Annotated in this window: 15 protein-coding genes and 1 pseudogene; 11 read left to right on the plus strand and 5 right to left on the minus strand. The window is 56.0% G+C overall.

What is annotated here, in order from left to right; all coding sequences use genetic code 11:
* Positions 1 to 57 precede the first annotated feature (57 nt).
* The 6 genes from BLU48_RS07820 to BLU48_RS07840 all read left to right on the plus strand — a co-directional run bounded on the left by BLU48_RS07820 (position 58) and on the right by BLU48_RS07840 (position 6824).
* The gene (locus tag BLU48_RS07820; RefSeq protein ID WP_083348194.1) at positions 58 to 3783 is read left to right on the plus strand and encodes a TipJ family phage tail tip protein; all 3726 of its coding nucleotides are present in this window, start codon (positions 58 to 60) and stop codon (positions 3781 to 3783) included.
* A gap of 328 nt (positions 3784 to 4111) precedes the next feature.
* The gene (locus tag BLU48_RS31645; RefSeq protein ID WP_124356071.1) at positions 4112 to 4759 is read left to right on the plus strand and encodes a hypothetical protein; all 648 of its coding nucleotides are present in this window, start codon (positions 4112 to 4114) and stop codon (positions 4757 to 4759) included.
* A 24-nt stretch (positions 4760 to 4783) separates the two neighbouring features.
* Complete coding sequence (locus tag BLU48_RS07825; RefSeq protein WP_057025738.1) at positions 4784 to 5251, plus strand: hypothetical protein; 468 nt, start codon at positions 4784 to 4786, stop codon at positions 5249 to 5251.
* Between the two features lie 2 nt (positions 5252 to 5253).
* Positions 5254 to 5814, plus strand: a complete 561-nt coding sequence (locus BLU48_RS07830) for a tail fiber assembly protein (RefSeq protein WP_057025737.1) — start codon at positions 5254 to 5256, stop codon at positions 5812 to 5814.
* A 57-nt stretch (positions 5815 to 5871) separates the two neighbouring features.
* Positions 5872 to 6297, plus strand: a complete 426-nt coding sequence (locus tag BLU48_RS07835; RefSeq protein ID WP_057025736.1) for a cell wall hydrolase — start codon at positions 5872 to 5874, stop codon at positions 6295 to 6297.
* The gene (locus tag BLU48_RS07840; RefSeq protein WP_069556779.1) at positions 6297 to 6824 is read left to right on the plus strand and encodes a lysis system i-spanin subunit Rz; all 528 of its coding nucleotides are present in this window, start codon (positions 6297 to 6299) and stop codon (positions 6822 to 6824) included. Before BLU48_RS07835 ends, BLU48_RS07840 begins: the two co-directional genes overlap by 1 nt.
* Here BLU48_RS07840 and BLU48_RS07845 read toward each other — a convergent pair.
* Both BLU48_RS07845 and BLU48_RS31650 read right to left on the minus strand, forming a co-directional pair.
* Entirely contained in the window at positions 6805 to 7164 is a 360-nt protein-coding gene (locus BLU48_RS07845) for a hypothetical protein (protein ID WP_057025568.1), read from the minus strand. The genes BLU48_RS07840 and BLU48_RS07845 overlap by 20 nt on opposite strands.
* Before the next feature lie 237 nt (positions 7165 to 7401).
* Positions 7402 to 7803, minus strand: coding sequence for a hypothetical protein (locus BLU48_RS31650; RefSeq protein WP_124356157.1), 402 nt, complete (start codon positions 7801 to 7803; stop codon positions 7402 to 7404).
* A gap of 690 nt (positions 7804 to 8493) precedes the next feature.
* Between BLU48_RS31650 and BLU48_RS07850 the strand changes: the two genes are divergently transcribed.
* Positions 8494 to 8823, plus strand: coding sequence for a DHCW motif cupin fold protein (locus BLU48_RS07850; protein ID WP_057025569.1), 330 nt, complete (start codon positions 8494 to 8496; stop codon positions 8821 to 8823).
* A gap of 874 nt (positions 8824 to 9697) precedes the next feature.
* On the plus strand, positions 9698 to 10216 hold the full coding sequence (locus tag BLU48_RS07855; protein ID WP_057025570.1) for a DUF1993 domain-containing protein: 519 nt from the start codon (positions 9698 to 9700) through the stop codon (positions 10214 to 10216).
* Between the two features lie 81 nt (positions 10217 to 10297).
* Here the strand turns inward: BLU48_RS07855 and BLU48_RS07860 are convergent, their stop codons facing one another.
* A complete protein-coding gene (locus tag BLU48_RS07860; protein ID WP_057025571.1) occupies positions 10298 to 10819 on the minus strand; it encodes a GNAT family N-acetyltransferase in 522 nt (173 codons plus the stop codon).
* Between the two features lie 366 nt (positions 10820 to 11185).
* Here BLU48_RS07860 and BLU48_RS07865 point away from each other — a divergent pair, with 366 nt between their 5' ends.
* Together BLU48_RS07865 and BLU48_RS07870 are read left to right on the plus strand one after the other, a co-directional pair.
* On the plus strand, positions 11186 to 11995 hold the full coding sequence (locus tag BLU48_RS07865; RefSeq protein ID WP_057025572.1) for an AraC family transcriptional regulator: 810 nt from the start codon (positions 11186 to 11188) through the stop codon (positions 11993 to 11995).
* 98 nt (positions 11996 to 12093) lie between these two features.
* Complete coding sequence (locus BLU48_RS07870; RefSeq protein ID WP_057025573.1) at positions 12094 to 12717, plus strand: LysE family translocator; 624 nt, start codon at positions 12094 to 12096, stop codon at positions 12715 to 12717.
* A 17-nt stretch (positions 12718 to 12734) separates the two neighbouring features.
* Here the strand turns inward: BLU48_RS07870 and BLU48_RS07875 are convergent, their stop codons facing one another.
* Both BLU48_RS07875 and BLU48_RS32615 read right to left on the minus strand, forming a co-directional pair.
* The gene (locus BLU48_RS07875) at positions 12735 to 13298 is read right to left on the minus strand and encodes a hypothetical protein (protein WP_057025574.1); all 564 of its coding nucleotides are present in this window, start codon (positions 13296 to 13298) and stop codon (positions 12735 to 12737) included.
* Between the two features lie 75 nt (positions 13299 to 13373).
* A pseudogene (locus BLU48_RS32615) lies at positions 13374 to 13463 on the minus strand (DUF159 family protein); the annotation flags it as partial.
* A gap of 149 nt (positions 13464 to 13612) precedes the next feature.
* Between BLU48_RS32615 and BLU48_RS07880 the strand changes: the two are divergent.
* Complete coding sequence (locus BLU48_RS07880; protein WP_057025575.1) at positions 13613 to 14497, plus strand: manganese catalase family protein; 885 nt, start codon at positions 13613 to 13615, stop codon at positions 14495 to 14497.
* Positions 14498 to 14532: the final 35 nt, after the last annotated feature.

Here is a 14532-nt window from a genome sequence, read left to right on the forward strand (position 1 = left end):
AACACCTGAAACACCGCTGCCGCCCATGAGGCGGTTTTTTATTGCCTGGAGAAAAGCATGGGCGCAGCACGCAAGATTGACATCCACGGCGCCAAGGGCGGCGAAGATAAACCAAAAACGCCGACCGAAGCGCCAGACAGTCTTCGTTCTGTCGCCATTGCCAAGATGCTCATTGCCATTGGTGAGGGCGAGTTCGAAGGGACGCCAATCGCCAAGGATATCTACCTCGACAACACTCCGCTGCAAGACCCACAGGGGAACATGAACTTCCCGAACGTGAAGTGGGAGTGGCGCACCGGGGCAGTGGACCAGACCTATATCCAGGGGATCCCGTCGGTCGAGAACGAGACCACCATCAGCACCGAGCTGCGCAGCGGTACACCCTGGGTCAGGGCGATCAATAACACCCAGCTTTCCGCCGTGCGTGTGCGCTTCGCCTGGCCTGCGCTCCAGTCCGTGGATGCCGGGGGCAACATCAATGGGTACCGGATCGAATACAAGGTTGAGCTGGCCACGGATGGCGGCGCCTACCAGCAGGTGCTGAGCGAAGCTGTCGATGGCAAGACCACCAGTGTGTACGAGCGCACGCGCCGTATCGACTTACCCAAAGCCACGACCGGCTGGCTGATGCGCATCACCCGCATCACGCCCAACCAGAACAACAACAAAATCTCGGACACCATGCAGATCGCCGGATTTACCGAGGTGATCGACGCGAAGATTCGCTACCCGAATACCGCACTGCTCTACATTGAGTTCTCAGCCGAACAGTTCCGCAGCATCCCGGCGGTTACGGTCGAGACCAAGCTGAAGAAGATGCAGGTGCCGAGCAACTACGATCCTTTGTCGCGCTCGTACAGTGGTGTTTGGGACGGCACCTTCAAGCAGGCCTGGACCGACAACCCTGTCTGGATGACCTACGACGTTACCACCGCTGACCGATTTGGCCTTGGCCGGCGAATCAAGCCGTGGATGGTGGATAAGTGGGAGCTGTACCGGATCTCGCAATACTGCGACCAGTTGGTGCCAGACGGGAAGGGTGGCCAGGAGCCGCGCTTCATCTGCAGCCTCAATCTGCAAAGCAAAGCCGACGCCTGGTCACTGCTGCGTGACATCTCGGCGATCTACCGAGGCATGACCTACTGGGCCCAGGGCCAGGTCTTCACCCTGTCGGATATGCCGCGTGCCACTGACTTCGACTTCGCTTATACCCGGGCCAACGTCCTCGACGGCAAGTTCACCTACTCGAGCGCGTCTGAGCGCACCCGCTACACCCGTGCACTGGTCAGCTACGACAACCCGCTGAACAACTACGACACCGACGTCACCGCCGTGACCGATCAGAAGCTGCAGCGGCGCTACGGCGACAACCCGCTGGAGATCAGCGCTATAGGCTGCACCCGCGAATCCGAGGCCCAGCGCCGCGGTAAGTGGGCGCTGCTGACCAACTCCAAGGATCGGGCCGTAACCTTCAAGGTTGGTTTGGATGGCCGTATCCCGCTGCCTGGCTACGTGATCCCGATTGCTGACGAGCTGCTGGCCGGCCGTGCCATTGGCGGGCGTATCTCAGCGGTAAACGGCAAGGTCATCAAGCTGGACCGCGACACCCAGGCCAAGCCCGGCGACCGACTGATCCTCAACCTGCCTGACGGCAAGTGCGAGGGGCGTACCGTGGAAGTGGTCAGTGGTCGGCAGGTCACGGTCACCGTGGCCTATTCAGTTACGCCTGAGCCGGAACTTGTGTGGGCACTGGATGCTGATGACTTGGCCGTTCCGCTTTACCGGGTGGTCAGCGTTGCGCGGCCAGAGCCTGGCGTGTTCGAAATCTCGGCCGTGCAGTACGACCCGAGCAAGTTTGCGCACATCGACACCGGCGCACGCCTGGAAGAACGCCCAATCAGCGTTATCCCGATCACCGTGGTACCGCCGCCGGCTAGCGTCACGCTGACGTCGAGCTACGCGGTGAACCAGGGCATAGCCATCAGCACCATGAACATCTCGTGGCCTGCCGTCGCTGGAGCCGTCGCCTATGACGTGGAGTGGCGCAAGGACAACGGCAACTGGATCAAGGTGCAGCGCACAGGCTCAACGAGCGTCGACGTCACCGGCATTTACTCAGGCGCCTATCTGGCCCGGGTGCGTTCGGTAAGCGCTTTCGAAATTTCGTCGATCTGGAAAAGCTCCAACCTGACCAACCTGGAAGGCAAGACAGGTCTGCCGCCGGCGGTGTCGTTCCTGACAACCACCAGCGAGCTGTTCGGCATCGGCATCAAGTGGGGCTTCCCTGCTGGCGCCGAGGATACGCAGCGGACCGAACTTTGGTATGGACCGGCGAACAACCTGGCGGCCGCGACGAAGCTGGCCGACCTGGCTTACCCGCAGGCTGACTACCGGATGCAGTCCCTGCTGGCGGGCGCCACGCTGTTCTTCTGGGCGCGCCTGGTGGACCGTACCGGCAACATCGGTCCGTTCTATCCGGTGGTGAATGGGGTTATGGGGCAGGCCAGTTCGGATGCCGGGCCGATTCTTGAGCAGATCAAGGGGCAGATAGACGAGACCGCCCTGGGTCAGCATTTGAAGGACCGGATCGACCTCATCGACGGGACGGGGCCTGGCTCTGTCAATGGCCGCATCGAAGCAGCCAAGGACGAACTGGAAGGGCTGATTGACCAGATCGTCGACGCGCTTGAGTACGACCCTGCGAAGGCGTACGCGCTTAACGATATCGTGCGCATGGGGCAGCACCTGTATCAGGCCAACGGCCCGGTTCCGGCGAACAGCCCGCCGCCGAACGCTACTTACTGGACCGACATCGGCACGGTAACGCAGACGGTCAACGCCCTGGTGACTCAGGTTCAGCAGAACTCGGCGACGATCAACCAGCACGGCCAGGACATCACCGCCCAGGCGCAACAGCTCAATGCGGTGAAGGTCACGGTCAACGACCCAGTCACCGGCGTGAACGCCACGGCCAGCGGGCTAAGTACCCTCAAAGCCACGGTTACCACGCTCGACGGCAAGGTCACCACCACGGCGCAGCGAGTAGACGGCATCTACCTGCAGGTCAACCCGCCGCTTCAGGGTGATGACAGTGCCTTGATGGGGTCGGAGGCCAGTTATGTAGGCGTCTGGTCCGTTCAATCCGCCCTGATCGAGGGCGACCTGGTGCAGGGGCAGCGAACCGACACAGTGGAAGTGAAGGTGGCCAACAACGCCGCCGCAGTCGTTGCTGAGCAAACCGCCAGAATCAATGCCGTCGGAGCGCTGTCGTCCAGCATCGAAACGGTCAAGAACTCGGTCAACGGCAACACCCTGGCCATCCAGACCAACACCACGGCCATTCAAACGGTCGACGGTAAGGTCACGGCGAATTGGTCGGTGCGGATGCAGTACGAAACCGCCACCGGGCTGTACAAGATCGCCGGCATTGGGCTTGGGCTGGAGAACGGCCCAGGGGGGTTGCAGTCGCAATTCATCGTGGACGCTGACAGGTTTGCCATCGGCCAGGCGGAGACGGTGCCCTTTGCGGTCACAGGTGGGCAGACCTTTATCAAGGCTGCGTTTATCCAGGACGGCACTATCACCAACGCCAAGATCGGGTCTTACATCAGTTCGACCAACTACATCGCAGGCCAGCAAGGATGGATCCTCAACAAGGACGGAACCTTCGAGATTAACGGCGTAGTGCCAGGGCAAGGTCGCTCGATTATGACGAATCGATCTTTGCGATTCTGGGATGTTAATAACGTGAAGCGGGTTCAGATCGGAGACTTGAGCGAATGAGTTCCGGTCTGAGGATATGGTCATCGGCTGGTGTGCTGGAATTCGATACGGGTACCTCAACTTATAGGGTTGTTCTGTCCGTACTTGTTTCATATGCGGGCGAGGGTAGATCCACGAAAACGTTTTCAGTGCCTGGATGCAGCCCTAGCAATTCAGTATGTTTCATGCTGCCGATCAACAATAATAATGATGACAGCTTGGCAACTAATAGGCAGTTGGAGTGCGAGATGGGGAATGGAGTAGTCTCTGTAAGAAACTTTCTAGGTCAGAGGCCGAATGATTCTATTTCCCAGGCGACGATGCGCTTAATAGTTATGAGGTGGATTTAATGAGTTATGGTTTAGAGGTGGCTAATGACGCTGGCGCCGTCTCTCTTGATTCCGAATATGCGAGGCTGTGTGTTTTTCACAAAGGCACGTATACAGCGGGCGTTTCCATCGTTTTTGCTTCGGTTATTGACACGCAGGAGCCTCCACTTGTCTTCGTTCGGCCTCAAAGTAACGGATCGCTCATTCAGCTTGGCGTTCTCCTAGTAGGAACGCCAGGCGCCTGGACGGGGTGTAGTGTCACATCAGGTCAAGCCCACTCAGGCGCTATTTTTGTCGCGGCATTTTCATCGAAACCTACTGCCTCATATGGATTGAGATTGTGGGATGCGACTGGAAAGCAAATATTTGATTCTGGAACCCAAGCAGCAGTATTTACCAGGGCCTTACAAAACTGGACCTACACACATACGACCTATAGCGGACAGGGGCTGCCTACTAATTGGTACTCTGTTCCGATGAGTTATGAGCTTGGCGATTATTTGATGGTAAATAATTCCAGAATGCCGATGATGGGCGGGAATAATGAATCCCGCGGGATTGGGCTTAGGTATGATTTTGCAGCCTCGCTTTTGAGATTTAGCGTTACGACTGTATCAAATCCAATCTACTTTTTGCTTCCTGCGATATTTGGAAAAATAACCGCTTAAATGTAATTTACAAGGAACATCTAAATGGCTAGGCAAGAAATTAATGTCGGCACGGCCCCAACAGGCGCCGGCGGCGACACTACCCGAAGCGCCGCTGTAAAAATCAATTCGATGACGGCAGAGCTATATGCGAAGACTAATAGCCTGGGTAGTGCGGCAACTCGGAATGTTGGCATCGCTTCGGGAAACGTCATGGAGATTTCACCAGCGCAACTGGTCGACGGGAACTCAGCGTTTATTGTTGAGGGTAGTCGGTTCCTATCCTACGGGGAAGGGACCACGGGTGGCCCACCTGGCGTTACCTATGCATCCGGCATCCGTTCAAGATTCTACGATGGTTCTTTTTTTGCTGTTGATATTGTCGGGAATATTCTGAACGGCAATCTTTACTGGCGAACAGTTAACTCGGTCGGGGTGCAGAACGGCTGGCGAACTATCTACGACACTTCCAATACCACCCGTGCCCAAGACGGCACCTTAAAGGCGATCTGAACATGGCAAGAGCAGCAATCAACATCGTGGGCGAAACCGGCGCCCTGTTTGACATCACATCGCTCGGAGGCAAGGACGTAGATAGTTACCGCTCTGGTGTCGGCGTGTACTGCGTCACGGGCACCCTGGGCATGGTTCCTTTTCCGCCATTAGATCAGGGCTGGGGCTACTCGCTGCATCCTTCGGAGGACACCGCGAAGGTCGATATCGCTTTCGCTGAAGGCCTGCTGACCGTGACCGTCACTATGGATGGCGAACCCTACGATCTGAAAACGATGATCACGCTTCACATAATGGTTCCGGACTTGCCGGTTCCGAAAATGCCCGAGGCGCCGCCGGTTGTTACTGACCCTTTGAAAGAGGCGCAGGCCGAGATTACCCGTCTACGAGCCATAGCAGACTACGCCGTCGCGCCGCTGCAGGATGCGGTCGATGTGGACGAAGCCACTGACGCCGAGATTGCTTTGCTCAAGGTCTGGAAGAAGTACCGCGTTGCGCTGAGCCGAGTGCCCGAGCAAGAGCATTACCCGGACGCTATCGAGTGGCCCGTGGTTCCGGCCTGACCGCCGACCTGGAAACCATCACCGCCTTGTGCGGTTTTTTTTCGTCTGGAGAAAAGCATGAACGCAATCGAGAGAGACCGAGACATCCTGGCGCGCACGCTGTGGGGCGAAGCCCGCGGTGAGGGGCTGGACGGGCAGATCGCCGTGGCCTGGACCATCCGCAACCGTGTGTTCGATGGCAAGGCCAAGTCATGGTGGGGCGAGGGCTATGCCGGTGTGTGCCTGAAGCCATGGCAGTTCAGCTGCTGGAACCAGAACGACCCGAACTACGCCTACCTGAGTGGCGCCAAGCAGATCCCGGCCGCGCAGTTCGCCCAGGCCCAGCGTGCGGCTGATCAGGTGATGTCGGGTGCGGTATCGGATCCAACCGGTGGCGCCACGCACTACTACGCAAACACGATGCCGGAGGCCCCGGCCTGGGCGGCGAAGGCTAAGCAGACCCTGCGCCTCGGGCACCACGTTTTCTTCAAGGATGTGCCGTGATGACGCCTGCACAGAACCTGATCGGCCTGGGGCTGGCAATCCTGCTGGCGCTGGCCATCGGCTTTGGCGGGGCATGGAAGGTTCAGGACTGGCGCCTGGGCAAGAAGATGGCCGAGCGTATCGCGGAGCAGGGCGCCCACCACCAGAAGGAACTGGATGCAATCACTGGCGAGGCCTGGCTTCAGCAGTCGGCCGAGCTGGATAAGCGCCTGGCCACCGAGGAAAAGCTCGCTCTCCAGGACCAACAACACACCAAGGAATTATCCGATGCCCAGCGCAACCAGGCTCGCCTGCGTGACCGGCTTGCTACTGCTGATGTCCGGCTGTCAGTCCTCATTGCCGAGGATTCAGCCAGTAGCTGCAACGTGCCTACCGCCCCCGGCGCCGTCGGCGTGGTTCATGCAGCCCGTCGAGCCCAACTTGACCCAGCGCATGCTCAACGAATTATCGCCATCACCGACGACGGGGATAACGCCATAATTGCCTTGCGCGCGTGCCAGGCGTACGTCAGGGCTGTGGCTCCTTGAGTGCCCGCAGCTCATCCAGCAACCGTTGGTTTTCCCTGAGAAGGTGATCTCTCTGCTCCGTGATTATCGCCAACCCGTTTAGCTTGCGGCCCTGGCCTGAGTTTTCCAGGTTCAATTCAGCAACTTGGGACAGTGCGGCTTTCAGGGCGGCCTCGGCCTGATCCTTTCCCGTCATCAGTAGGTCATTCATCTGCACCAGCCCGGCGATATTTGCCCGCGCTCGACGCAGCATGCGCTCGGTCTCCACCAGCTCATCTACGAGGATTGAGCATTGGTGCTGGTACATTTCCAGCGGAGTGGGGCAGCCGAGCCAATCATCGGTGTCCATGTCAACGTTCATAGCGTTAATCTCAAATACTGTATGCGTGTACAGTAATCGAGGTGCTGCTGGTTTGGGGAGTGGTGTTCGTCGGCAGGACGCCGGGAGGGGAATCACTGTAGCAATATCCAACGCTAAGTTATTGATTCTTATAGAGCTATAAGCAGGTTTTTGGAGTGGCCTAAATAGGCCTGATTTCTATATATATCAGTCAGTTACGAGTGTTCCGGGGTCACCTTGACATGGTGGCGTGCAGATCTACCCTGCAGGTGGATAGGTCGCGGATGAGCAAATTTGACTTGCCATTGCTCCGACTGGGGAGCTGCCCATGATGACCGATTTTCCTCCAGCAGGAAGAAGCGCCCAAGTGTACCCAACATAGGCCCCGTAGCTATTCTTCCCGTTGATTTCGATACACCAAGAATCTTTCGATTTGTCTCGCGCTTCTCCGCGGGCATCTGAGGTTACGAAAAACGTATCACGAAACTTCGCGCTTTCTGGATCCTTGAGATCGTGACTCGCCACCGTGTGAGCAAGCAGTACCGCGTTCTCGCTCATCGGATATCGGTATAGGACCAGGGGTTTTGCAGGGGCGGGCCTTGGTGGCGTGGAGCATCCAGCGAGAGAGATCAAAATCAAAGACAGGGTGAGATTCTTCATGCAGACACTCCATTGTTCATATTTCGGCCGCGACGATTGAGGATGGTACATGTTTCGGCTCGTGTCACTTCCGCGATATTTATTTTTCAGCAAGCAGGGCGTGAGGGAGGGTCAAAAAGAGTTCCAAAACTAAAACCGCACCCCTTGTAGAATGCGGTCTGTAGCCCGGTCACTTTCCTTTAGTAATGGAACTCCAAGGGGGCTCAAGGCACTAGCCCGCTTGAGTATGCATAGCGGTCTTGAAAACCGGCGAACGTTAATAGCGTTCCCAGGGTTCGAATCCCTGGTTTCCCGCCAAGATTTAAACGAAAGCCCCGCGAAAGCGGGGCTTTTGCGTTTCTGGGGCTTGGTTATGTCGGGCTATTAATGTTGACGATTCCGCATCAATGGCCACCCACCATAGCGTGTAAAAAACGCTTCGGGAAAATTGAAGCTTGCGCATCTATGAGAAATCCGAAAATTATCGAATGCTCAGCCGATCTGGGTTTTGCGTAGAAGCACGATTTTCAGTCCAACACTGGGCGCCAATCGCGGTGATAAACGTTTTTACACATCCTCGACCGAGAACTTCCCTCGGGGTTGCACGCTTGATTGGCGCCTGTATCTCATAAATGCGGGGCATCTGTGTCTACCGAAAAGGATCACTGCATAGGTACGGTCCGCAGACCCCCTTCCATTGATGAGGTAAACATGGACCTGACCGCTGTTCCATTTGGTACGACCGATTGGTCAACTGTCGAACCTATCGAGTACGTTGGACAGACGGGTACCGCCTATTGGCGAACTTGCCAGTTTGGTTCGACACGTGTGCGAATGGTTGAATACAGTCCTGGCTATCTTGCCGATCACTGGTGCTGGAGAGGTCATATCCTGTTGTGCTTGGAAGGCGAGTTGCACACGGAGTTGGAGGATGGTCGTCAGTTCACACTCACCGCGGGGATGAGCTATCAGGTGGGCAGCAACGCTGAGGGGCACCGATCTTCCAGCACCTGTGGGGCGAAGTTGTTCGTCGTGGATTAACGCTGGGATAGACCGCTATAGGCCCAGGGTTCCGGTGGTGTTGAGGACGATAGCCAGAAGATGATGCCGCAATCAAAAAACCACAGCAGGTGCGGTGGCCTTGTACACGTCGTTGCTCATGGATTATGTGCATTCAGGCGCCGCTCTCCGTGATCGCGGATGGTGGCGCAAAGGTTGATAAGGTTACGATGTGAGGAAATCTACAATTTCATTTTTATCAGGGAGACGAAAAAATGTTCCACAGGTACGTGCGCCCAGTTGGCTATTGGTTGGTGGTAGTAGGGACGATTTCGCTACTATTTTCGGCGTTTGAGTTGTTTGCTGGAAGAGATTCTCTGTTCGCCGTGGCTAAATCAGCAGCGTTTGTTCTTGTTGGTGTTTGGGTGATCAAGAGCTCAGTAAAACCCTAGTTATATGATTCTGGCCATGGTCGGAGGTTTTTTTCTTCGGCATGATATTCGCGAAATTCGAGCCTAATAAGTAGGTTTAAATCAAATTTATCAGCATGGCTGATTCACTCGCCTTCACCGTCGCCTTCGATGTCCATTCGTAGGGATTGCGCAAAGTCTGCCTGCCGTAATTTGCGCGCAACGTTTTTGGATACTGCCAAATCGTGGCGCGAAATTGTGAAGTAATCGGCGCCCAGCGGGTGGGCATGTGCGATCAGTGGGGCACCTTCGGCGGTTCGCTCCTGGCGGCCAAAGCCACTGAACTCTGGGCGCTCATTCCACCGCGGGCATGCTGATTTTGGTCGCCCTCCAGCTGCTGATCTTCGTGTGGGCGGAAAAAATTGAACCGTCTGCTAGGCTTCACTCCGCTGCTTCGGAGAAAGATGATCCTTTTGCCAGCATGTATGACTACTTAAGGAAAAGACATGTCGGTCTACACAGTTACCATCCCCTGCTTTGCGCAAATGCTACGAGCGTTATTGTCTCTTTTGTCTAAGGGCGAGGCCGCTGCATTCGAGCGCGGTTATGATCCGCAAACTCTACTCGAAGCTCGACTTGCACCGGATATGCATGATCTAGCCCGGCAAATTCAGTACGCTTGCACTCAAGCCCTTGAGGCTGTTCAGCGACTTACACAGCAGCCAGTGCGAACACTCACTCCTCCTGAAAACTTGACCACAGCGAAAGCACTCATTGAACGTACTTTGATAATTCTTGATTCGATGGACCGCGCTCAGATAGAGGAAGGGGCAGAGCGTCAAATCGCTATTGAATTGCCAAATGGCATGGTTTTCGATATGACCGGCAGTGAGTATGCTGTGAACTGGGCTATTCCACAGTTCTACTTTCATCTGGTCACTGCTTACAACATCCTGCGTCATAACGGCGTACCTCTCGGAAAGGCCGATTATGTACAGCACATGTTTGCCTATCTGCGAAAATAACCGTTGCGCATAACGTGCGGTAAAATCTCCCCGCCCACTATTGGCAACGGACTGGGTTGGTTGCGTGATCGATGAACGTGCCTACCGGGAAACGTCGTGGCACATCACGATCATTCCAATTTCGGCTATGTCGGTACTGAAGGGGATTTCGCCCGACGCCCTAAATCCGAAGCTCTCATAGAAGCGCTGCGCGTTTGAGTTGGTCTTCAGTACGTCCAGCCATAAGAAACCTTCATTGCGATTTTGCGCCGCGTGTTGGATGAACTGGAGAAGCTGCTTTCCGTAGCCTTTACCCGCCTGAGACTTAAGGAAGTAAATTTTCTGGAGTTCGGCGCCAATCTGATCAGACATTGGGATGGGCTTGGACCAGTTGACCTTCGAAAAGCCTACGGCCTCTTCCTTCTCGTTGAGTGCAATGAGCCAACAATGATGGGTAGGCGATTCGATAGATTTCTGCAGTTTACATGCTGAGAAGTCTTCGCTCAGGAAGGTCTGTAGCCCTGCATCGGTCCAGATATCAGAAAAGTGTTCTTTGTAAGTCTCTATGCCGATGGCTTGGAGCGTTTGAAGGTCATCAATTGTTGCCTCTCTAATCGTGATCACTGTCCTGCTCCTTGCACTGAATGACTTTAATCAATACCGGCAACGCTCTACTATTTCAAGCTCAAGGTAATCATGGATAGGCCATACCCTCGGTCGTCAGTGCCTGAGTTGTCCCCCATGGGGGTAATACCCTCCGATAAAAACGGGATATAGTCATGAAGAACATCTTCTTCGCGACTAAGGACGGTGATCATGAATTTCAAATACCTTTTGCCCCTGCTTCTGCTGGCCGGCTGCGTTCAGGAGTCTCTGAAACCCTTGTATTTGTACCCCAGCCAAGTGAGTCAGGAACTTGGCATTTAAACGCATGTACAGGCTCCATCGTTGCAGCATGCTCCTTGTGCGGCATTGGGCGTAGGGAACACGATGAAGAGCGCACCATTCAATTTATTGCGTTGCCAAAAGGTCGGTGTGGAAGCCGTGAAGGCGGACACCGCGCTCAGCTTTGGACGGCACACCCACGAGCAGTTCGGTGTTGGTCTTATCGATCGTGGGGCGCAGAAGTCAGCCAGTGGCCGGGGCATGGTTGAAGCGGGTGCGGGCGATATCATCACCGTCAATCCAGGTGAAGTGCATGATGGCGCACCGCTCGGCGACAACGGGCGTGCCTGGCGGATGCTGTATCTGGACCCTGCGATCATCCTCGAACTGGGCGCTGACATTGATGAAGGAAGGCTTTGCTGCGCCGTAGAGTTCGCCCAACCCACAGTCCGTGACGAGTGCATGGCGGGGCTTTTTCGAACGCTTTTTCATACGATGACCGAAGGCGGCAATAACCCTGATGAATTCGCAGCGGACGAAGCACTGTTACTCTTCATTGCGGGCTTACTGCGGCCAAAACCTGGCGCCGAGCGTGCAATACCTAGTGGGATTGCATCAGCTCGCGCCATGATCGACGACGCCCCGGCATCAATGTTGACCCTCGCTGCACTGGCAAACGAAGCTGGCCTGAGCCGCTATCAGTTCTTGCGCGGTTTCACTCGGGCTACGGGGCTTACACCCCATGCCTACCTCATACAGCGACGAATCCATCACGCGCGCCAACTAATCGGTCGCGGCGTCCGGTTGGCCGAGGTCGCCGCAGACAGCGGTTTCTCTGATCAGAGCCATATGACAAGGCTGTTCGTACGTTGCTTCGGTATATCACCCGGCGCTTATGCAAAGGCGTTCGATTGATTCAACGTTGCTGCAATTTTATTCAAGACGCATAGACCACTGTGAGTGAGGATCGAGGCTGAATATCCCTCCATATCCCTCACAAAGGCGCTGGTGCCATGAATACCGAGTTTCTTCTTACGTCCCTGATCATCATTGCTTCACCTGGGACTGGTGCGCTGGTCACTTTGGCCGCTGGCTTGTCGCGGGGACCCCGGGCGGCGGTCATCGCGGCCCTGGGTTGTACGCTGGGCATTTTGCCCCACATGCTCGCAGCGATTACGGGCCTGGCTGCTCTTCTACATACCAGCACCGCTGCTTTTGAAGCGCTCAAATACGCTGGAGTCGCCTACCTGCTTTATATGGCATGGATGACGCTCAAGGCCGACGGTCCATTACAACTGGATGCCGATAGCTGCGCCCAATCCGATTGGGGGGTGATCCGGCATGCCATCCTGGTGAATCTGCTTAACCCCAAGCTGTCGATCTTCTTCTTTGCCTTCCTGCCACAATTCATTGGCCAAAACGTCGAGCAACCCACTCTGCTCATGCTGCAACTCTCGTTCATCTTCATGGCAATGACATTCATGGTGTTCATCGGCTACGGAGTATTTGCCGCGGGTGTTCGCGGCCGCATTCTGGCGAATCCAGACATACTCAAGTGGATGCGCAGGAGTTTTGCCGCCGCTTTTGTAGGGCTCGGAGTCAAGCTGGCTTTTGTCCAAGGTAATTCGGTTTCATAAGCACCGACCGATTCGATTCAGCAGTTGAACACCGGCGCATAACGCTCTTCGCGCTTTTTGAAGTGAATCGGCGCCATGGGGACTTTTTCACCGTTGACGAAGATATCCGGAAAGGTCAGCGTGAAGTCGTCCATGTCGCCTTTACCCAAAGCTGTGCCTTTAATCGAGGACGTGGATATTTGCTTGGGGTCGAACCCAGTTTTCAACTGCTCAATACTGACCTGATAGGTCTGCCCAGAAGCCAGTTTCACGGTTACGTCAGGCGAGGCCGCACTTACCCAAAGCGATGTGGCGGCGTTGCCCAGATGCGGTTTATACAGGCGCCCGAACAGGCGAAGTTCTGTGTCGGTAGCCCTCACCTTACCCGGCCAACTGAGTGTCCCCGGCGGGGCCACATACACCAGCACGCGAACCCAGTTGAGCTCTTCGGACAGTGGCGTAAAACTGATTGCGGCGTGTGCACCCGGGCAGGTTCGTGAGAGCAGGGCATTCTGGCCCACCGACGATTCCGGATGCAGGTAGGGGCCCGTGCTGCACCCCGCGACCAGTGCCAACAGCGTACACAGCAGGTATTTGTTCATCGCGCATTTTCCTTTGCTATCTGGGTATCGCGTGCATTAAAGCATTTATATCGCGCTGGGCCGTGCACGGCGGATAACCCGAGCATTGACTGCGGCGGCGCGGTCTTTGGCCCAGTGGGGACGCCACACCCACCGTACCGGATCAGCGTGCAGCAGATCTTCCTGCCTGGGTTTCTACATCGGCTCTTCGACCGCTTGTCACCCACCGCCAAATCTATTTGAAATTTTGCCCGACGGGCCACTTCAGATAACTGAGAGGACGCAGTCGACGTCTTGCCGATTGAGTTTCGTCTTCCAGCCTGAGGAGATTTGTCATGTTTTTACATAACAAGCGACTTCAATACACGGTACGTGTTGCAGAACCCAATCCGGGGCTTGCCAACCTGCTGCTCGAACAGTTTGGCGGCGCCAATGGCGAGCTCGCCGCGGCATCCCGATACTTTACCCAGGCCTTGGCCGAGGATGACCCTGGGCGTAAAGACTTGTTGATGGATATTGCCACGGAGGAACTGAGCCATCTTGAAATCGTCGGCTCCATTATCGTGATGCTCAACAAGGGCGCAAAGGGCCGAGTGGCCGAAGGTGTGGAAGAGGAGGGCGAGCTGTACAGGGCGATTAACGGCGCGGGCAACGATTCGCATATCACCAGCCTGCTCTATGGCGCCGGGGCGCCGTTGACCAACTCCGCTGGGGTGCCTTGGTCAGCCGCGTACGTCGACACCATCGGTGAGCCGACGGCCGACTTCCGCTCCAATATCGCCGCAGAAGCGCGCGCCAAGATTGTTTATGAACGCTTGATGAATGTCACGGACGACCCTGGTGTCAAGGAGGCGCTGGGGTTCTTGATGACCCGCGAGATTGCCCATCAACTCTCGTTTGAAAAAGCGTTGCATGCCATTCAACCAAACTTTCCTCAAGGGAAACTCCCGGGTATGCCGGAGTTCACCAACGTTTACTTCAATATGTCCCAGGGCGCTGAGAGCACGCGCGGGCCCTGGAACCAGGGGGAAGATTGGGAGTTCGTCGAGCAGCCAGGGCCGGCTGTCGATGGAGGGGACGGTTCTGCGAGCGTTAACCTGGATGCCGATGATGAAGCGCTGCTAATGGACATGAAAGCCAGGACGATGTCGGACCCGGATTCAGACCCGATTACCGGTGCTGATCTCGGCTCGGGCGGCCAACCTGACATGAATGTTTGAGCAACCATTGCCGCACGCCCGTAGTGGCGTGCGGC

Origin of the sequence: Pseudomonas synxantha (assembly GCF_900105675.1) — a bacterium.
GTDB classification, from domain to species: Bacteria; Pseudomonadota; Gammaproteobacteria; order Pseudomonadales; family Pseudomonadaceae; genus Aquipseudomonas; species Aquipseudomonas synxantha.